Genomic DNA, 17,717 nt, shown 5'->3' on the forward strand with positions numbered 1-17,717 from the left:
TTATCGAGTGGCTTCAACCATTGCTTTTGCCAGTGAGTTAAGGCCGTTGGTGCGCGATGGGCTGAGCTGACCTTCTAGGCCCAATTGTTTGAAGTAAGCTGTAGGATCAAATGCTTGGATTTCAGCGCGGCTTTTGCCATGGCAGGCACCAAGTAATAATCCGATCAATCCCTTAACGATGCGGGCATCGCTGTCGGCTAAATAATAGTGTTTGCCAGCCTGTTCTAGATGGTAAATCCACGCATCACTCTCGCAGCCTTTTACTTGAGCGGTCTCGATGCGAAGCTCAGGGCTTAAGCTTGGTAAGTCTTTCCCTAACAACATAATTTGGCGATATCTTTCCTGCCAGTTAGGGGCATTGGTAAAACGCGCCAGTAAGGTTTCGGCATCTTGCACTAAATAGTGAAAATCGGCCTCATTTGGCATAGGCATGATTGAATCTGTCATAGGGCGAAATCCTGTCTAACTTATTTTGAGCATCGTATGAGTTGGGTAGAGCAGTGGCTAAATGCTGGATTACAACAGCAAGTCTTTTACCGAGGCTAACGCGGCAATAAAGCGGTCGATATCGTCTTTATTGGTGTAGATACCGATAGAGGCACGGCAACAGCCCTTAAGATTCAGGCTCTGCATTAATGGCATGGCACAATGATGGCCACAACGAACGGCAACCCCTTGTTGGTCCAGTAAAATGCCTACATCTTGGTGATGTTCACCGGCAAGATTAAACGCGACTACACCGATATTGTCATCAAAGGCGCCGTATAAATGCACTTCACCGAGCGCGCGCAATTGGCTTTGTAAATAGTTAACTAGTTCAGCTTCATAAGCTTGAACCTGCGGCATGAGTTCGGTTTGTAAAAATGTAATGGCCGCACCCAAACCTATGACTTCAGCAATCGGCGGCGTGCCCGCTTCTAAGCGATTCGGCAGGTTGCCAAATTCTGTCGCTTCAAAACTCACGCGTTTAATCATCTCGCCGCCAGTTAATAGTGGCGCGAGACTATCTAACGCGTCGAAACGGCCGTAAAGCACGCCAACACCAGTGGGACCATACATTTTATGCCCTGAGAAGACGTAAAAATCACAATCGATTTCAGTCACATCCAACGTTAAATGCGCAACTGCCTGTGCGCCATCAACTAAGGTGATAGCACCTTGTTTTTTCGCTAACTGCACTAGCTGAGTCACGGGATTGACTGTACCTAGGGCGTTGGAAACATGGCATAGGGCGACGATTTTAGGCTTTAACTCGAGCAAGGTTTTATAGGCGTTGATATCTAAGCGGCAATCCTGACAGAGCGGGATTGGTTTAATGATTGCCCCTGTGCATTTCGCCAGTTCCTGCCAAGGCACGATATTGGCGTGGTGAGCGGCGGCGTCGATTAATATCACATCGCCAGCGTTTAATTGGGCAGTCAGCCCAAAGGCGACTAAGTTGATTGATTCTGTGGTGCCGTGGGTAAAAATGATTTCTTCGCGGCGTTTTGCCTTCAAAAATTGCTGCAACTGATCGCGCACTTTCTCATAGCTTAAGGTCGAACGCGCTGATAACTGATGTGCAGCACGGTGTACATTCGCATTGTCATTAGCGTAAAACTTTGCCATGGCATCTAACACCATTTGCGGCTTTTGGCTGGTGGCTGCTGTGTCGAGATAACATAGGGGATAACCATCAAGCATTTGATTTAACGCTGGGAATTGCGACCGAATCTGAGCATTTTGCTGATATGCTTCAGATGAGCCAAGTGTCACTGTGGTATCAGGCATAGCATTCGCCGAGGCATGGGATGTTTCAATGTCAGCCATTGTATTCGTCGCTGTGTTAGTCACAGTATTTGGCGTAGGCGATGCAGGTTGAGTCATGGGCGAGGCTAAGGGCAATGAAAAAGGCCATGGGATCTTCTGTGATCTGCCATGTGAATGCAAGTTTTAGCGGTTTGTTGAGGCGTTGGTATCGGACAGTGGTATTGAACGCCTAATTTCACTAAGGTCTGTTCAAACTGTTGCCTAATAGATATTTCGCACGCCTTAAACGGTTTTAGACTCTAACGCATCATTGAGCTTAGCTATGATGCGATTTTTCTAATGTTTAAGTTTTTCTTTTAAATTCAGCTAATACTTTACGCTTAATTCATCCACCGAAAGTTAAAACTCCGACTATCCTAAATTGGACGTCCTTCGTTGTCAGTGTTTTGCTGGAGAGTAGTTTTATGGTGAAGCTTTTAAAAGACTTACGGATTAAACATAAGATGATCGCCCTCGTTGGGGTGATGTTAGTGCTGATCTTGATTTTGTCTGGATTTAGTCTGTTGAAGATGCAGCGTGTATCGGAGGAAATTCATGGCATTGCAGAAGAGAATATTCCATTAGTCAGGCTATCGACTGACATCACCATTAAGCAGCTTGAAAGCTCTGTCATTCTAGAAAAAGCGTTTCGTGCCGCAGATGTTGACGCCGTATCCAGTCCACTCATTCTAGCGGCTTTTATTGCGGATGTTGTTCAGCACAATGAAGACATTAGCAAGGAGTTGCTCTCGACTCAAACCATGCTTGGAGAGGCATTAAAAAACGCTAAAACTCCTCAAGTACGTGAGAAAACACAGCAGCTAAATCAAGATATTGACACGATCATCCAACATTTTGCAGATTATAAAGTCCTGCTTGGCACCGTTATTTCGGGAATTCAGCAAAAAGAAGACCATACCGCTTTGGCTAAGCGGGTTGAATCTTTAGAGGAAGCGCAAAATGTGTTTAATGCTGAGCTAAGTCAATTCGTAGAACGTTTAGCGTTGATGACTCAAGCTGCAGTTTCTGTAACAGAGGAAGAAGAGCTTAGGGCCATTTATGGCTTAACGATTATTTCGATAGTGTCTTTAGTCATAGGATTATTGATTGGTATCGCTTGCAGTCAATACATGGTCAAATCTATCAATCGGTTACGTAATTCTGCCGCCATGATGGAAAAGGGCAACTTTAACCAAGAGCTGCGCGTCGATTCCAAGGATGAATTAGGCGAACTTACCGTCAGTATGAATCAAATGGCGTGGACTTTAAGTAAAACTGTTGGCCAAGTGATTGCTCGAAGTGAAGAAATTGCCTCTATGGTGACTGAGCTTAATGCGGTGGCCGAGAATAATCGTGAGGCCATGTTGAGGCAGCAGGATAACACTGACCAAGTCGCCGCCTCTATGACCCAAATGGCAGCAACGATCACTGAAGTGGCGAGTAGTGCAGAAACCGCTTCGTATTCAGCGGGACAAGCTGAGCATAAAGTGAAAGAAAGTTGTGAGGTTGTCGATGCGAGCGAAAAAATCTCGAAGCAGTTGGTTGCCAGCGCCCAGTATTCAAATCAACTTATTCAACAGGTTCAGGCGAGTACGGGAAAAATCCTCAACTTTGTTTCAGTGGTCGATGCGATTGCGGGGCAGACGAACTTATTAGCTTTGAATGCATCGATTGAAGCGGCGCGGGCGGGAGATCAAGGTCGTGGTTTTGCTGTCGTTGCCGAAGAAGTGCGGGCATTGGCAACGCGCAGTCAAACGGCCACGCAGGAGATCAGCGATCTTATCCAAACACTCGTGAAAGATGCTAAATCCTCAGTCGAATCCTTCGCCAATAACGATAAGCAAATCAGTGAGTCATCACTGCTCGTTAATCAAGCCAAGCAGCACTTATTTGAGATTTTAGATGCGTTGACTGAACTGACTCAGGCTAATACTCAAGTCGCGACCGCCAGTGAGGAGCAAGCCGTGACCGCCGAAGATATTAGTGAGCGCATTAATGCGATTCGTGATTCGGGTGAATTGGTACTCAGCAGCGCTAACGAAACCGCGAAAGCCAGCGAGTCACTGTCTAAGCAGGCGAATTTATTGAGGGAAACGATGCAGCAGTTTAAGGTGCGAGTTGTTTAAATGTATTTGCCCATAATTCAGTGTGCCAACGACTGACAGCGGTTAACTTAACTGCGCCACTTCATCTTAGCTTGAGTCTCATTTGTGCCTTAACTCAATGTGAGGTGTGTGTATCCCCAAACAATTTGAAGATGCAGGATTCAAGTTGTTTGGGATATAGGTCTCTCTTGTTATCCGACACACAATTGCCGTAAAAATGATACTGGTTGTGCAGTGACTTGCAACAAACTGTTGTAATATGTAGCGCTAAATAACGACTAAAAATGTGAATTAAATGGGCATGCGTATTCTTTGGCTTCTTGTGTTAACGCTGAGCATTCTTCCTAGAACCGCTGCAGCATCAGATATTGCGAGCAGTGTTACTGGAGGAACTAATCGCCTTGCTGACGGCGGTGATTTTGAGCTAGGCATGAGTGTTTACGGGATTAATCAAGTCGATGTTCGGCAAACGGATTCTGGTTCTGCACAGTTGTCGCTGTTAGTCAGTGGCATGTACCAGTACAAAGGGCTGTTTGTTGAGATGATCCATCAATCTCAAGATGGCATTAATCTGGGATTTAATCTTTGGAGCTCAGAGGATTGGTCATTAGAACTGCTATTGGCTAACTTGCAAGGTTCATGGTCCCGTCCTGATGTGGATCCCAGTATGCTGGATGAAGCTGGCCGCAATGCTTATCTACTATCGGAAGATTCTCTCTATGTTGGTGCCGGTTTTCGTGCCACACGTTATTGGGGCTATAACTATGTTTTTCAGTATAGGTTAGTATCTGATTATTATGATGATCAAGGTATTCAAAGTTCTGCCAGATTGGGTAAGTCCTGGCAGGTTCGTAATTGGAATTTTCACGTATTGGGGAGCGTAGGTTACTCATCTGCCACCTTGAATCGCTATCTTTTTGGGATCAGTAAGGAAGAAGCCACTGAACGCTTTCCTGAGTATCGGCCGGATAGCTCTTTCAGTTACGGCATGGAGTTAGGGGTTGCCTATCCGCTGAGTGAAAATTTTGTCTTTCGGGCCATGTATCGCTTCAATGTGTTATCCCAAGAAGTGACCGACAGTCCCTTCAATCAAGCGAGTTATACATCGTATTTTAATGCTTCTCTTAGCTATGTGTTTTAGGAGGAGGGCATGAACCGATTTTATCAATTGTTAGCGGTATTGATGCTGAGCGCGCCTTTTTTGGCTTGGAGTCAGGATGATGCCGTTATTTTTACCGCAACCCCAGAACGCTGCATTGCACTGCATAAAGGGCAAACTTGCTATCAGGATGTATTGTTTCGATGGCAGACACCCGCGAGCGGCGAGTACTGCCTCATACTGACAGACCGTCAGCACCAGTTAACCTGCTGGACTGGCAAAGCTTTGCAAGAATATCAATATAGTTTTGAAGGGGATAAAACGGCGACTTTTAGTCTTATCCGTAATGATGATGTGCAACCGCTCGCGCAAGTTAAAGTGGTCGTGACATGGGTTTATAAGGCCCCTAAACAGAGTCAGTCCGGTTGGAGGTTATTCTAATATGTCAGTTGCAAAGCATATCTTAGTCGTAGAGGACGATACCTCACTGGCAGAGTGGATCAGTGATTATTTACTGGATCACGGTTACGGAGTCACAGTGGCTAGCCAAGGTGATTTTGCCTTAGAGATGATAGCCGATGAGATGCCTGACTTAGTGCTACTCGACGTGATGATGCCCGTTAAGAATGGCTTCGATGTGTGTAAGGAGGCCAGGGCATTTTATACTGGGCCCATTTTATTTATGACGGCTTGCGTTGAGGACGGCGATGAAATCCGCGGGTTAGATGCCGGTGCTGATGATTACCTCACTAAGCCGATTCGACCACAGGTGCTGTTAGCGCGGATAAAAGCTCTGTTACGCAGAGTGAGTGATGAGGAGCAAAAGCAGCAATTAGTGTTTGATTCTTTAGTGTTAAATGCGACGGCAAAATCAGTCACTATTGATAAACAGCCGCTGGATTTGAATGCCAATGAGTTTGATGTCTTGTGGCTGTTGGCATTGAAGGCGGGCACGATAGTGAGTCGCAATGAATTGGTGGCTCAACTGCGGGGCATTGAATACGATGGCCTAGACCGCTCGGTGGATATTCGCATATCGCGCTTACGCAAGAAGTTGCAGGAAGCGTTGAGTCAGCCCTATAAAGTCAAAACCATTCGTGGCAAGGGATATTTGTTTTGCCGCGATGAGGCCGAGCAAGCTTTATGAAGAAGTTAATGACTTCTCTGGTGCTGGTCGTGCTGGTGGCTATTGCCAGCCTAGGCTGGTCGATAAGTGAGTTTGCAACACTTATTGATCCTGATAATGAAACGCCTAGCCCGGCAACTCACCTCGCGGCATTAAAACTGCTGGGCGGTTCACTGGCGCAAACGTTAGATAACGATCCCGCCCCTAATAATGCGTTTATAGACAACTGGAATCAGCGAAATGCAGATCAATTATCTTTGGTGAATGAAGCGGATTTTGTCTTACCCTCAGCCCTAAAGACAGAGTTTTATTCAGGGGAATCATTACTGCTGGAGTCCGATGACGGCATCTCTTTGCACTATTTATTGCCTAAAACGGGTCAGGTGCTGAATATCAATGCCCAGATAGTGACGCCAGCCGATGTGAGTTTTAACGCGAACAAGCTGTATACCATGCTTTTTTATGGCGGTGTGGTGGTGATTTTATTGGTGTGGGTGTCTCCTTTAATCCGCCAATTGGTTAATCTCAGTAAGGTGACTCAAGCATTTGGTATGGGAGAATTACAGCAGCGAATTGTGGTCAGTAAAGCGTCCTACATAGGCACAATAGAAAGTGAATTCAATCGTATGGCAGATCGCATCCAGCAATTAATCGATGACAATAAATTGCTTAGTCGGGCAGTTTCCCATGATTTAAAAACTCCGATTGCGCGGCTGCGATTTGGTATTGCGGCGTTAGAAGAAACCCAAAGCGAACAACTTAGGGTGAAGTATTTTCAGCGATTGAACCGCGATCTGGACACTATGGAAGAGTTGGTCATGACACTGCTCAGCTATGCCCGTCTCGATGAGGCGAATATCCAACCTGATTGGCAACCTATTGAGCTTAATACTTGGTTGCTGGAAAAGTATCAAGGCCAAGTATACTCAGGGTTTTCAGTGGAACTCATCACCTGCCCAATACCGTTGAACATCAAAACAGATCCTAAGTACTTGTCAATGCAGGTGAATAACTTGCTCAGTAATGCGCTGCGTTTTGGCCGTGCCAATATCCGGCTGATGTTGGCATCGGAAGATGGGATTGCGTGGTTACACGTTGACGATGATGGCCCTGGCATAGATGAACAGGAATCTGCTCAAGTGATTAAACCTTTTGTGCGTGGTCAGCATAGCCGCGGAAATTCCGGTCATGGCATGGGTCTGGCGATTGTCGATAGAATTGGTTGTTGGATGGGTTCGCCATTACGTATTGGCCGTGCTCCTGACTTGGGTGGGGCTCGCATGTCACTAAAATTCAAGGCTGAAGTTTAAAGTTGGGGTTTAATACGATTGGTGTAATGCGAGGTTTGAGTCGTTTTTGTCTGTTTCTTTAACATGAGCTGAAGCGAGCAATGCGGCTAAATCTGCGTCATCTAATCTGCTGTGTTGATTTAGAGATAGAGGCAGAATGACTCAACTTACTATACGAATGAGTGCTTAACGAATTGGTGCTGAACAGGGGGGATTTATAAATAAAACGCACCAGCCTTGATACCTAACGAGAATCTAGACTGGTGCATTTTTGATGAGCAATTAACTTTTCACATTGACATTGTTAAGTATGTAATCTGTTTCATAGATGCGGGAACTCGCATTTTCTGGCTTGCTATGTAAACCTGTGACTTCGACCATGACAGAGGTTTCTTGATTCATCGTTGAACTCCCCCACAAGATATCCTTACTCGCGCTCGCTCCTACTCCAAACTGGCCAATTGCATCACGATCGGTTTGTTCGTGAGTAAAAGTGAAGTAGTTATAACCCGCTTGTTTGCATAACTCTGCTGACTTACGCATGACGTACTTTCGGGCCAATGCGCGGTCAGTGTTGGTATTGCCAACAAAGCTTATCTGCCAGCTATCGGGTGCAATCTGTGCGGTTTCAAATCCTTTACCGAAAGACCAAAATTGCTTTTCGGTATCGTAGGAAGTGGCACAAGCTGAAAGCATCAGAGCTAATCCAGCACATAAAAACGTTTTTCTGATAAGTGTCATGGTCTTGTCTCGTCAGGTTGTTTAGAAGCTATAGTTCACGCCAAGGGTAGTCACCCACTGGTTGTTACTGTCTATTAGCGGAGAGTCTGCCATGTTGGCACCTATGTGCGAGTAACCTGTGGCTTGAGTAATATCTAAATGCTTAGTGACTGGAATAACCAAAGCGTAGCCTAGCTTATATGCAAAGGTGCCGTCGGCTTGATAGGCAGGGCGCTGCGCCGTAGCTTCAGATGACGTCACACCTGTGTAGTAGTTTGCAAAGTCTTTACTGAAGTAGTGCACACCCGCATAAGGCACCAGATCACCGAAGCCTACATTTATTGGATGGTAATAGGTGATATCAGCCTGAAAACCATCATAAATATTGGTGACATCGTGTTGGAATTTAGTTGATAGCGTGCCATTTCCTAAATGAATGTCGGCGTTTAAACCCAGATCGCCACTGAACTTGCGATCCTTCATGCCCGTTAAAATATCCGCATCATCGGCATCAAAGCCAGGATTGGCAACGGCAAAGATACTGAAATTAACGGCACTATCGTTCGTGCCTAAAAAGCGGTAGTTGATGCCGGACAGATCGGCGTTGAAGTCTTCACCGTGGTAGCCGCCATTGAGGTAGGCACCTGTCTGGTGATCTTGACCCTTATAAAACTGACTACCAGTAGCAACACCTGCGCCAGCAAAGAATTGATCTTGATGACTATAGATATTACCGTTACGAATGTAGGTATTGCTTTCAGCAAGAGCGTGGCTTGACATCAAAACACTTGTAATTACAAAGCAAATTTTTTTCATTTTTTTATCCTTAAGACATCTGTCTAGTGACTGTGATGCCACTATATTTCACTTCTTAAAAGGACTCTGTATCCGAATGTAACCTAGACCATGTATCGCAGCCTTCTCGCATCGTCTGGCGCTGGTGAGCTCGTGGAGCTGATTACGATGACCTTTTGCTAAGCCGGAGGGATAAGATAAACAAGACTAGGTCATAGATAGCTTTGATTGAATGGAGGATAGGGTGCTGTGATGAGATGATATAAAGGTAAAAAGTTATGCCTCTAAAGCTATTTGAAATCAATAGCATCAGGGGGATTTGACCCGATGCTATTGGTCAGTCATTCAAACAACTCGCCGACTAAGCCAAGGGGCTAAGGACAAGGTAATCTAAATTGATCGGACAGTTGGTTTAATCGCACTAATAGCTCTGGTGATAAGGTGACTTTTAAACTGTCGATGTTTTCTTTCAGTTGATATAAGTCGGTGGCGCCTATGATATTGGAGCCGACAAACTTACGTGAGTTAACAAAAGCTAACGCCATTTGTGCGGGCGTGAGCTTGAACTCGCGGGCCAAATCGACATAGGCTTTTGTAGCCTCCAGAGCCATTTGCGAACCTGTATAGCGGGCGAAACGCTTAAACAAGGTCAGGCGCGCGCCTTCAGGCCATTGGTCGTTGCAATATTTTCCCGTCAAGGCACCAAAGGCCAGTGGCGAATAGGCCAGTAATGGCAAGTTTTCGCGGTGACTGATTTCGCTCATGCCGACTTCGAAACTGCGATTAAGCAAGTTATAGGGGTTTTGCACACTCACAATACGCGGCAAACCATGTTTTTCGGCGAGTTGCAGGTATTTCATCAAGCCCCAAGGCGTTTCGTTCGACACACCGATATAGCGCACTTTACCTTGGCGGATCACTTCGGCGAGCGCTTCTAGGGTTTCAAGTATCGGTGTTTGATGTTCATGCTCTTGTTGATCGTAAAACAGTTCACCAAAGAAATTGGTATTACGGTCAGGCCAATGGATTTGATAAAGGTCGATAGTGTCTATTTGGAGGCGTGCTAAAGACGCATCGACCGCTTGGTGGATGTTGTTCCAGTCCAGCGCCATATTTTTGCGAATGTAATCACTTTTACCCCCCGGTGCGGCAATTTTAGTGGCGATCACTAAGTCGTCTCGGTTACCGCGGGCCTTAATATATTGCCCTAGGATACGCTCGGTTTCCCCTTGGGTCTCCGGCTTAGGTGGTACGGGATACATTTCCGCCGTATCGATAAAGTTGATGCCATTGCCTATGGCGTAGTCCAGCTGTGCAAACGCTTCGGCTTGGGTATTTTGTTCGCCCCAAGTCATAGTGCCCAAACAAATTTTACTGACCTCAAGATTAGAATGCGGTATGCGTCTGTATTCCATCTATTTCTCCTACGGAAACTCTCTTAGTTTGAGGCTACCAAGCTTTTGCTGTAAAGCAAAGGTTAAACCATAGGTTGAAATGTTAGTGCGCTAAAAATAGCCAGCAAGTTTAGCCATCCTGCCCCATTTTGAGGCATGCCATTGGTTGAAGTTTGTTCGCTGAGTTGCTCTTTTAACGGTTTTAGCGCTTTACTGCACTGAAATGGAGATTTTTGCTTATTTTTGTAAACCTTAGGTACTACTAAATCAGTAATGACGTATTTATGAATAAATTGTTATAAAACTACATTTGCAGATTACAGTAAGTAAGGATGTGAATCTGCGTCACAAAATTGCGTAAATTTACGTATCTAACTTACGAATTTGCAGCGGAATGTGACGCCAATATCGGAATCTGCGTTAACAAATCTCTACCCTAAATTTATCTAAAAATTTTTCATGGTTGATATTTGTGATGGCAGATTTTTCAAACCAAATTGTAACGATCAAAAAAGGCCTCGACTTGCCGATTGTTGGTGAGCCGCGACAGGTCATTGAACTCGGTGCTAAGCCATCCCAAGTGGCTGTTCTGGGAGAAGAGTTCGTTGGGCTTAAGCCGACGATGTTGGTCGAAGAGGGTGATTTTGTTCAAAAGGGCCAAGTCCTATTTGAAGACAAAAAAACGCCTGGTGTGTTGTTCACTGCACCCGCTAGTGGCCAAGTCGTAGCAATTAACCGCGGCGAGCGTCGAATTTTACAATCAGTCGTCATTCGTTGTGATGACGGTGAAAACCACGATGGGCAGATTTCTTTCGATATCCATCAAGACATCGCCGCTCTCCCTCGGCCAACCGTTCAAGACCAGTTGGTGAAGAGTGGTCTATGGACTGCACTGCGTACTCGGCCTTTCTCGCGCGTGCCTGCGCTCGATAGCACGCCAGCAGGTATTTTCGTCACCGCTATCGATACTAATCCACTAGCCGCAGATCCCCGTTTGATTATCGCCGAGCAAACCGAGGCTTTTAAAGCTGGCTTGCTGGTGTTGAGCCGTTTAACCGAAGGCAAGGTTTACCTGTGCCAGGATAAGGGCGAAGCGATTGTTAAAGAAGCATTACCACAACTTGAGGTGCGCCGTTTTGATGGTGTTCATCCTGCGGGTTTAGTGGGCACTCATATTCACTTTACCTTGCCAGTGAGTTTAGAACGTCAGGTATGGCATATCGGTTATCAAGATGTGATTGCCTACGGCAAGTTATTCCAAACCGGTGAGTTGTATACCGACCGCATCGTCGCCTTAGGTGGCCCGAGCGTGCTGAACCCGCGTTTACTGCGCACTCAATTGGGCGCTGAGCTAAGTGCCTTAGTGAGTGATGAAATCAAACCTGGCCATAACCGCGTGGTATCGGGATCTGTGTTATCTGGCCATACCGCGGCGGGCGTACATGACTTTTTAGGCCGATTCCACAACCAAGTGTCAGTGTTGAGCGAAGATTCGCAGCACCATGTTCTCCCTTGGGTGCGCGGTGGTTCTGACAAATTCTCCATCACTCGTGCCGTAACATCACGTCTGTTTGGTGCGACTAAATTGTTCGAGTTTACGACTCATCAGGGCGGTTCAGCTCGCGCCATGATGGCTTTTGGTCAGTTAGATCGCGTGATGCCACTGGATATTTTACCCACCTTGCTTGTTCGAGACTTAGTGGTGCGTGATACCGATGAGGCGCAGGCCTTAGGTGCATTGGAGTTAGATGAAGAAGATCTGGCGCTGTGTACCTTCGTATGTCCCGGCAAATATGACTTTGGTAAAGAATTACGTGCCTGTCTAGATGTTATTGAGAGGGAAGGTTAATGACCAAACAAGTGAAAAAACCTGATTTACAGGACGCCTCTGATTTACAACAAGAGTACTACGCAACGGGTAAGTCGATGAAGGGCTTTTTGCGCTCACTCGTCATTGCCAATGGTCGTAGCACTAAGGGCCAAGTGCATGTGCGTGACGCGATTGACGTGAAACGTACCATGACGCTAGTCGGTTTGTGTTTACTGCCCGCCATTTTATTCGGTCTATATAACATTGGCCTACAGGCACAGCTTGCGCTCGCGGGCGGATTATCGACGCCAGATATTTGGAAGTTAGAAATCTTTAATACCCTGTTTGGCAGCCTTAGCCAAGACACTGGGATATTAGGTTTATTCCTCTATGGTCTTAGTTTTTATCTGCCGATTTACCTGACAGCACTGCTCACCAGTTTGTTTTGGGAAGTGGTGTTTGCGCGGGTTCGTGGTCAAGAGTTGCACGAAGGCTTCTTCGTGACGGCCCTGCTGTTTACCTTAATCTTGCCAGTATCGACACCGTTGTGGCTGGTGGCCATGGGGATTTCCTTTGGTGTGGTCGTGGCTAAAGAGCTGTTTGGCGGCATGGGATATAACTTCCTTAACCCTGCGCTGGCAGGCTTGGCTTTTATCTACTTCGCCTATCCATCTGAAGTTTCAACCATTAAACAGCTCGTTGCCGTTGATGGTTTCTCTGGTGCAACAGCGCTGGCACAAACCGCAGCGGGCAAGTTGAGTTTTGCCGATTACTCTTGGTTTAGCGCCTTTAGCGATCCTAACTGGTGGAACAACTTTTTTGGCTTTACCGTGGGCGCGATTGGCGAAACCAGCACCTTAGCGATTTTGATCGGCGGTTCATTATTGCTGATCAGCCGCTTAGCGGATTGGCGCATTGTGCTCGGTGTGTTGCTGGGCATGATAGCGACTGCAACGCTGTGTAATTACATCGGTTCTAGCAGCAATCAAATGATGGCAATGCCGTGGACTTGGCATCTTGTCACTGGCGGTTTTGCGCTGGCGATGATGTTTATGGCCACCGATCCTGTGACCACTTCGTACACTCGCCAAGGCAAGTTTGCCTACGGTGCTTTGATTGGTTTTATGACTGTGCTTATCCGTGTCGCTAACCCCAAAATGCCTGAGGGCGTGATGTTAGCCATTCTGTTCGCCAACCTTTGGGCGCCGCTGTTCGATTATCTGGTGGCCCGCGCCAACATCAAACGGAGATTAAAACGTCATGGTATTTAAGAAAGATACTGTGGTGGGGACCATGATCTTCACCATCACGCTCTGCCTCCTGTGCTCTTTTATGATCACAGGCACTGCAGGCATATTGAAAGAACGTAAAGTCGCCAAAAAACGTGACGAAGTGCAGCGCTATGTGTTGATGGCCGCCGATGTGAACTTAGGTCAGGGCAATGAGTTTAGAGAGATTTTCGCTAAATCCGTGAAGCCATTATTGATCAACCTAGACACAGGTAAGGTGGACTCAGACGCTAACGTCCTCGATTTCGATGAGCGTATGGCGGCAATTAATCCTGAGACTTCAAGTGCGCCGAAAAAAGATATCGCCAAGATTAAAACCCGTGCGAACGATGCCCGCGTGTTTAAAGTGCTCGATGCCAACGGCAAGTTAGACAGTGTGGTTGTGCCTTTCTATGGCAAAGGTCTGTGGTCGATGATCTACGGTTATGTGGCGGTTGAACCCGATTTCAACACCATTAAAGGGCTCGTCGTGTACGAGCATGGTGAAACCCCTGGTATCGGCGATTTTTTAACTGATCCTAAGTGGGTGTCACTATGGAAGGGTAAGCAATTGTTTGATGAAAAAGGCAAGTTTTCGATACGTCTTGTGAAAGGCGGCGCTAAAGAAGGCGATATTCATGGTGTCGATGCGGTAAGTGGCGCGACCATGACGGGCCGCGGCGTGCAGCGCGCAATGGAGTTTTGGTTTGGCGTTGAGGGTTTTCAAACCTTCTTCAATCAGCTGAAAGCGACGGCCACGCAGGGTGAATTGCAAGGTGAGTTGGGAGAGGCAAAATGAGCAACACTTTATCCATGCGTGACATGTTAACGGGGCCAGTGTTTGCCAATAACCCCGTCGCGATGCAAGTGCTGGGCGTATGTTCGGCACTGGCGGTCAGTAACTCAATGCAAACCGCTGTGGTGATGACACTGGCAGTGACCTTTGTGTTGGTGTTTTCTAACCTGATTATCTCTGCCATCCGTAACTTTATCCCGACCAGTGTGCGGATTATCGCGCAGATGACGGTTATCGCCTCCTTGGTGATTATCGTCGACATGGTTCTGCAGGATGTAGCCTATGAGTTATCTAAGCAACTTTCTGTATTCGTTGGGTTAATTATCACTAACTGTATCATCATGGGCCGCGCAGAAGCCTTCGCCATGAAGTATCCACCGCATTTAGCGGTCGTCGATGCGCTTGGTAATGCGACAGGTTATGGCTTGATTTTGATCAGCGTCGCCTTTGTACGCGAGCTGTTAGGGACGGGTAATTTATTCGGTCACCCTGTGTTCACCACCATCGAAAATGGCGGCTGGTACTTGCCAAACGAGATGTTCAAGTTACCACCGAGCGCCTTCTTCCTGATTGGTGTGTTGATCTGGACTATCAATGTGATCCAGCGGAAACGGGGTTAAGGAGCAGATATGGAACACTATATAAATCTATTTTTGCAGGCCACTTTTATCGACAACATGGCGCTGTCGTTCTTCTTGGGCATGTGTACTTTCTTGGCCGTGTCTAAAAAGGTGTCAACCGCCTTTGGTTTAGGCGTTGCCGTGATTGTGGTGATGACCTTAGCCGTGCCGTTAAACCAACTGATTTACGTCAAAGTGCTCGCACCTGGCGCACTGTCTTGGGCGGGATTACCCGGTATCGATTTAAGTTACCTGCAACTGATCACTTTCATTGGTGTGATTGCGGCATTAGTACAAATCCTTGAAATGTTTTTGGATAAGTACATTCCTAGCCTGTATGACTCCCTTGGGATCTTTTTACCTTTGCTCACAGTGAACTGCGCGATTTTTGCCGGGGTGATCTTTATGGCGAACCGTGATTACAACTTCGGTGAGTCAGTGGTGTTTGCGATGGGCTCGGGTCTTGGTTGGGCGGTGGCGATTGTACTGCTGGCGGGACTGCGCGAAAGAATGAAATTCAACGCGATTCCCGAAGGCTTACAAGGTATTGGTATCACCTTTATTACTACAGGCTTGATGGCGCTGGGCTTTATGTCTTTCTCAGGGATCTCGCTGTAAAGCTACAGTAGGCGAGCCAAGAATTGAGAAAGTGAAACCAGATTCTTTTTAGAAAAGAGCTAGAAAAGGGTAATACGATGGAAATGGCAATTGGCATAGGCATGTTCACGCTAGTGGTCTGTCTATTGGTGATAGTGATTCTAATCGCCAAAAAGAAATTAGTGGCTACGGGTGAAGTGACGATCAGCATCAACGAAGATGCCGAAAAAAGCATTCAAGTTGCCGCGGGTGATAAGTTACTCGGCGCTTTGGCGAGTCAGAGTATTTTTATTCCGTCTGCCTGTGGTGGCGGCGGAACCTGTGGTCAGTGCCGAGTGAAAATCAAATCGGGCGGCGGTGATATTCTGCCGACTGAAATGGGCCATATCACTAAGAAAGAGGCTAAAGAAGGTTGTCGTCTCGCCTGCCAAGTCTCAGTGAAAACCGATATGGAACTTGAGCTCGACGAAGAAATATTTGGGGTGAAGAAGTGGCAATGTCAGGTGATCTCTAATGATAACAAGGCGACTTTTATCAAGGAGTTATTGCTTGAGTTACCCGAAGGTGAAGATGTTCGCTTTAAAGCAGGGGGTTATATTCAAATTGAAGCGCCAGCCCATGTGGTGAAATACGCTGACTTTGATATTCCTGAAAAATACCGTGGCGATTGGGATAAATACGGCCTGTTTGACATTGTCTCTACCGTTAATGAAGAAGTGTTGCGCGCTTACTCTATGGCCAACTATCCCGATGAAAAGGGTCGCATTATGCTGAACGTGCGGATTGCGACGCCGCCATCGGCCAATGTGCCAGCGGGCAAGATGTCATCTTACATCTTCAACTTGAAAGCGGGCGATACAGTGACGATTTCTGGGCCATTCGGAGAGTTCTTTGTGAAGGAAACCGATGCGGAAATGGTGTTCATCGGCGGCGGTGCGGGCATGGCACCTATGCGTTCACACATTTTCGATCAGCTTAAGAGTAAGAAAACCACACGTAAAATGAGCTTCTGGTACGGTGCTCGTTCGACCCGTGAAGTGTTTTACCAAGCGGATTTCGATGCCCTAGCGGCCGAGAATGACAACTTCGTCTGGCATGTGGCGTTATCTGAGCCATTGCCTGAGGATAATTGGACTGGCTACACTGGCTTTATTCATAATGTGATTTATGAGAATTATCTTAAAAATCATAAGGCACCAGAAGACTGCGAGTACTACATGTGTGGTCCTCCAATCATGAACTCTTCAGTAATTAAGATGCTTGAAAGCTTAGGCGTTGAGCCCGAAAACATCCTACTCGATGATTTTGGCGATTAGGTTGTAAGTGAGTAATAAAAAATCGCGTTAAGCCCAGCTTAACGCGATTTTTGTTTATAGGGCTTTTTATCATTTCGCAGTTTTTAGCTTTCGCATTTTGATGCTATTTAGTACCTCACCTAGCTAAAGGATTTGCCGCCGTGGCGGGTTAAATAGCTCACCATGCGCTCACTCTCAGCGGTATAGCATCCCATGCGAAACTCACCGTGCCAGTAAGCAATATCGAGCGGATGATACCCCTGCGAGTTTGGATGATTCACATTGGCCCCCGCATCCACCAATAATTTGAGCAGTTCAAAAGACTGCAACTCACAGGCATGCAAGAGTGCCGTCATCGCATTTTCGTCCACGTCTTCAAGATCCGCGCCATTGGCAATAATGCGCTTAACAGCAAGCGTATCTTTGGCTTTAACCGCATCGATGAGTTCAGTGCTCATTTGATCGCTATTTAACCTCATCCAAAGGATTTAATTTAAGTGGATTTAGCCTAGGTTTCTTTAACTTGTGGGCGAAACTCCGTAAGCTGAGTAGCTTATACCTAAATGCTTATGTCTACAGGTATAACTTATCATGGATGTAATAGTTGTAGGATAGGAGGCTTGTTTGAAAAAGTTAGCAGTAGTATCACTTATCTGTTTCTCCCTCAGCGCATGCTCTTCACTCAATGAAGTTAAATTGGATTCTCAATCGGTATCCAGCTACATAGGTGAAAAGGTCAAAGTCACCACAATATCTGGCGAACAAATGGAATTTCAAGTTGAAAGTGCAACGGAACAGCAGATCGAGGGAGAAGGGCAACTAGTCAAAATTGAAGATATACAGACGTTGGAAGTTGAGGAGTTTAGCCCACTAAAATCGATATCACTTTCTGCAGGCTTATATATGTTAGGTGCGATAATTATTACTATTGTCGTTTTATAGCCATTTTAAATGTGTATTAGCTGCAACTTGAGATATTCAGTCTACAAACTGGGGCAGACTGCCACTTGGTTTA

Annotated in this window: 18 protein-coding genes; 12 read left to right on the forward strand and 6 right to left on the reverse strand. The window is 46.3% G+C overall.

Annotated elements, in window-relative coordinates:
• Positions 1–447, reverse strand: a complete 447-nt coding sequence (locus ACHA99_RS07040; protein ID WP_198572853.1) for a SufE family protein — start codon at positions 445–447, stop codon at positions 1–3.
• A gap of 69 nt (positions 448–516) precedes the next feature.
• Positions 517–1,866 carry an aminotransferase class V-fold PLP-dependent enzyme gene (locus ACHA99_RS07045; RefSeq protein WP_393941880.1) on the reverse strand — a complete coding sequence of 450 codons (1,350 nt, stop codon included), beginning with the start codon at positions 1,864–1,866 and terminating at the stop codon, positions 517–519.
• A 347-nt stretch (positions 1,867–2,213) separates the two neighbouring features.
• Here ACHA99_RS07045 and ACHA99_RS07050 point away from each other — a divergent pair, with 347 nt between their 5' ends.
• The 5 genes from ACHA99_RS07050 (at position 2,214) to ACHA99_RS07070 (ending at position 7,428) form a co-directional block, all read left to right on the forward strand.
• Positions 2,214–3,914: a methyl-accepting chemotaxis protein gene (locus tag ACHA99_RS07050; RefSeq protein WP_393941882.1), complete on the forward strand. Its 1,701-nt coding sequence runs from the start codon at positions 2,214–2,216 to the stop codon at positions 3,912–3,914.
• Positions 3,915–4,194: 280 nt separating this feature from the next.
• The gene (locus ACHA99_RS07055; protein ID WP_393941966.1) at positions 4,195–5,034 is read left to right on the forward strand and encodes a MipA/OmpV family protein; all 840 of its coding nucleotides are present in this window, start codon (positions 4,195–4,197) and stop codon (positions 5,032–5,034) included.
• A gap of 9 nt (positions 5,035–5,043) precedes the next feature.
• Entirely contained in the window at positions 5,044–5,433 is a 390-nt protein-coding gene (locus tag ACHA99_RS07060) for a DUF3019 domain-containing protein (protein WP_393941884.1), read from the forward strand.
• A gap of 1 nt (position 5,434) precedes the next feature.
• Positions 5,435–6,139: a response regulator transcription factor gene (locus ACHA99_RS07065; RefSeq protein ID WP_105250123.1), complete on the forward strand. Its 705-nt coding sequence runs from the start codon at positions 5,435–5,437 to the stop codon at positions 6,137–6,139.
• The gene (locus ACHA99_RS07070) at positions 6,136–7,428 is read left to right on the forward strand and encodes an ATP-binding protein (protein ID WP_393941887.1); all 1,293 of its coding nucleotides are present in this window, start codon (positions 6,136–6,138) and stop codon (positions 7,426–7,428) included. The genes ACHA99_RS07065 and ACHA99_RS07070 overlap by 4 nt, the downstream gene beginning before the upstream one ends.
• A gap of 261 nt (positions 7,429–7,689) precedes the next feature.
• Here ACHA99_RS07070 and ACHA99_RS07075 read toward each other — a convergent pair whose 3' ends face one another.
• The 3 genes from ACHA99_RS07075 to ACHA99_RS07085 all read right to left on the reverse strand — a co-directional run bounded on the left by ACHA99_RS07075 (position 7,690) and on the right by ACHA99_RS07085 (position 10,337).
• Complete coding sequence (locus ACHA99_RS07075; RefSeq protein ID WP_028761861.1) at positions 7,690–8,148, reverse strand: CC0125/CC1285 family lipoprotein; 459 nt, start codon at positions 8,146–8,148, stop codon at positions 7,690–7,692.
• A 21-nt stretch (positions 8,149–8,169) separates the two neighbouring features.
• Entirely contained in the window at positions 8,170–8,943 is a 774-nt protein-coding gene (ompV, locus tag ACHA99_RS07080) for an outer membrane protein OmpV (protein WP_393941889.1), read from the reverse strand.
• Between the two features lie 353 nt (positions 8,944–9,296).
• Complete coding sequence (locus tag ACHA99_RS07085; protein WP_105250120.1) at positions 9,297–10,337, reverse strand: NADP(H)-dependent aldo-keto reductase; 1,041 nt, start codon at positions 10,335–10,337, stop codon at positions 9,297–9,299.
• A 454-nt stretch (positions 10,338–10,791) separates the two neighbouring features.
• Between ACHA99_RS07085 and ACHA99_RS07090 the strand changes: the two genes are divergently transcribed.
• From ACHA99_RS07090 to nqrF, 6 genes are all read left to right on the forward strand, one after another.
• Positions 10,792–12,165: a Na(+)-translocating NADH-quinone reductase subunit A gene (locus tag ACHA99_RS07090; protein WP_393941891.1), complete on the forward strand. Its 1,374-nt coding sequence runs from the start codon at positions 10,792–10,794 to the stop codon at positions 12,163–12,165.
• A complete protein-coding gene (locus tag ACHA99_RS07095; protein ID WP_028759366.1) occupies positions 12,165–13,397 on the forward strand; it encodes an NADH:ubiquinone reductase (Na(+)-transporting) subunit B in 1,233 nt (410 codons plus the stop codon). The genes ACHA99_RS07090 and ACHA99_RS07095 overlap by 1 nt, the downstream gene beginning before the upstream one ends.
• Positions 13,387–14,193, forward strand: a complete 807-nt coding sequence (locus ACHA99_RS07100) for a Na(+)-translocating NADH-quinone reductase subunit C (protein WP_105250117.1) — start codon at positions 13,387–13,389, stop codon at positions 14,191–14,193. The genes ACHA99_RS07095 and ACHA99_RS07100 overlap by 11 nt, the downstream gene beginning before the upstream one ends.
• Positions 14,190–14,810, forward strand: coding sequence for an NADH:ubiquinone reductase (Na(+)-transporting) subunit D (locus ACHA99_RS07105; RefSeq protein ID WP_028761892.1), 621 nt, complete (start codon positions 14,190–14,192; stop codon positions 14,808–14,810). Before ACHA99_RS07100 ends, ACHA99_RS07105 begins: the two co-directional genes overlap by 4 nt.
• A 9-nt stretch (positions 14,811–14,819) precedes the next feature.
• Positions 14,820–15,428 (forward strand): NADH:ubiquinone reductase (Na(+)-transporting) subunit E, encoded by a 609-nt coding sequence (nqrE, locus tag ACHA99_RS07110; RefSeq protein WP_105250116.1) that lies wholly within the window; start codon positions 14,820–14,822, stop codon positions 15,426–15,428.
• Between the two features lie 77 nt (positions 15,429–15,505).
• Complete coding sequence (gene nqrF, locus ACHA99_RS07115) at positions 15,506–16,723, forward strand: NADH:ubiquinone reductase (Na(+)-transporting) subunit F (protein WP_105250115.1); 1,218 nt, start codon at positions 15,506–15,508, stop codon at positions 16,721–16,723.
• Between the two features lie 119 nt (positions 16,724–16,842).
• Here nqrF and ACHA99_RS07120 read toward each other — a convergent pair whose 3' ends face one another.
• On the reverse strand, positions 16,843–17,160 hold the full coding sequence (locus tag ACHA99_RS07120) for an ankyrin repeat domain-containing protein (RefSeq protein ID WP_393941895.1): 318 nt from the start codon (positions 17,158–17,160) through the stop codon (positions 16,843–16,845).
• Between the two features lie 166 nt (positions 17,161–17,326).
• Between ACHA99_RS07120 and ACHA99_RS07125 the strand changes: the two genes are divergently transcribed.
• A complete protein-coding gene (locus ACHA99_RS07125; protein WP_105250113.1) occupies positions 17,327–17,644 on the forward strand; it encodes a hypothetical protein in 318 nt (105 codons plus the stop codon).
• The last annotated feature ends 73 nt before the right edge of the window (positions 17,645–17,717 follow it).

It is taken from the genome of Shewanella sp. S23-S33 (assembly GCF_043359565.1).
GTDB classification, from domain to species: Bacteria; Pseudomonadota; Gammaproteobacteria; order Enterobacterales; family Shewanellaceae; genus Shewanella; species Shewanella oncorhynchi.

Excerpts from the sequence above, each read along its gene's own strand:
- ACHA99_RS07100 (WP_105250117.1), top strand. The coding sequence starts at position 13,387 with ATGGTATTTAAGAAAGATACTGTGGTGGGGACCATGATCTTCACCATC.
- ACHA99_RS07090 (WP_393941891.1), top strand. The coding sequence starts at position 10,792 with ATGGCAGATTTTTCAAACCAAATTGTAACGATCAAAAAAGGCCTCGAC.
- ompV (WP_393941889.1), bottom strand. The coding sequence starts at position 8,943 with ATGAAAAAAATTTGCTTTGTAATTACAAGTGTTTTGATGTCAAGCCAC.
- ACHA99_RS07085 (WP_105250120.1), bottom strand. The coding sequence starts at position 10,337 with ATGGAATACAGACGCATACCGCATTCTAATCTTGAGGTCAGTAAAATT.
- ACHA99_RS07095 (WP_028759366.1), top strand. The coding sequence starts at position 12,165 with ATGACCAAACAAGTGAAAAAACCTGATTTACAGGACGCCTCTGATTTA.
- ACHA99_RS07045 (WP_393941880.1), bottom strand. The coding sequence starts at position 1,866 with ATGACTCAACCTGCATCGCCTACGCCAAATACTGTGACTAACACAGCG.
- ACHA99_RS07050 (WP_393941882.1), top strand. The coding sequence starts at position 2,214 with ATGGTGAAGCTTTTAAAAGACTTACGGATTAAACATAAGATGATCGCC.
- ACHA99_RS07065 (WP_105250123.1), top strand. The coding sequence starts at position 5,435 with ATGTCAGTTGCAAAGCATATCTTAGTCGTAGAGGACGATACCTCACTG.
- ACHA99_RS07075 (WP_028761861.1), bottom strand. The coding sequence starts at position 8,148 with ATGACACTTATCAGAAAAACGTTTTTATGTGCTGGATTAGCTCTGATG.
- ACHA99_RS07055 (WP_393941966.1), top strand. The coding sequence starts at position 4,195 with ATGCGTATTCTTTGGCTTCTTGTGTTAACGCTGAGCATTCTTCCTAGA.
- ACHA99_RS07060 (WP_393941884.1), top strand. The coding sequence starts at position 5,044 with ATGAACCGATTTTATCAATTGTTAGCGGTATTGATGCTGAGCGCGCCT.
- ACHA99_RS07070 (WP_393941887.1), top strand. The coding sequence starts at position 6,136 with ATGAAGAAGTTAATGACTTCTCTGGTGCTGGTCGTGCTGGTGGCTATT.
- nqrE (WP_105250116.1), top strand. The coding sequence starts at position 14,820 with ATGGAACACTATATAAATCTATTTTTGCAGGCCACTTTTATCGACAAC.
- ACHA99_RS07105 (WP_028761892.1), top strand. The coding sequence starts at position 14,190 with ATGAGCAACACTTTATCCATGCGTGACATGTTAACGGGGCCAGTGTTT.
- ACHA99_RS07040 (WP_198572853.1), bottom strand. The coding sequence starts at position 447 with ATGACAGATTCAATCATGCCTATGCCAAATGAGGCCGATTTTCACTAT.
- ACHA99_RS07120 (WP_393941895.1), bottom strand. The coding sequence starts at position 17,160 with ATGAGCACTGAACTCATCGATGCGGTTAAAGCCAAAGATACGCTTGCT.
- nqrF (WP_105250115.1), top strand. The coding sequence starts at position 15,506 with ATGGAAATGGCAATTGGCATAGGCATGTTCACGCTAGTGGTCTGTCTA.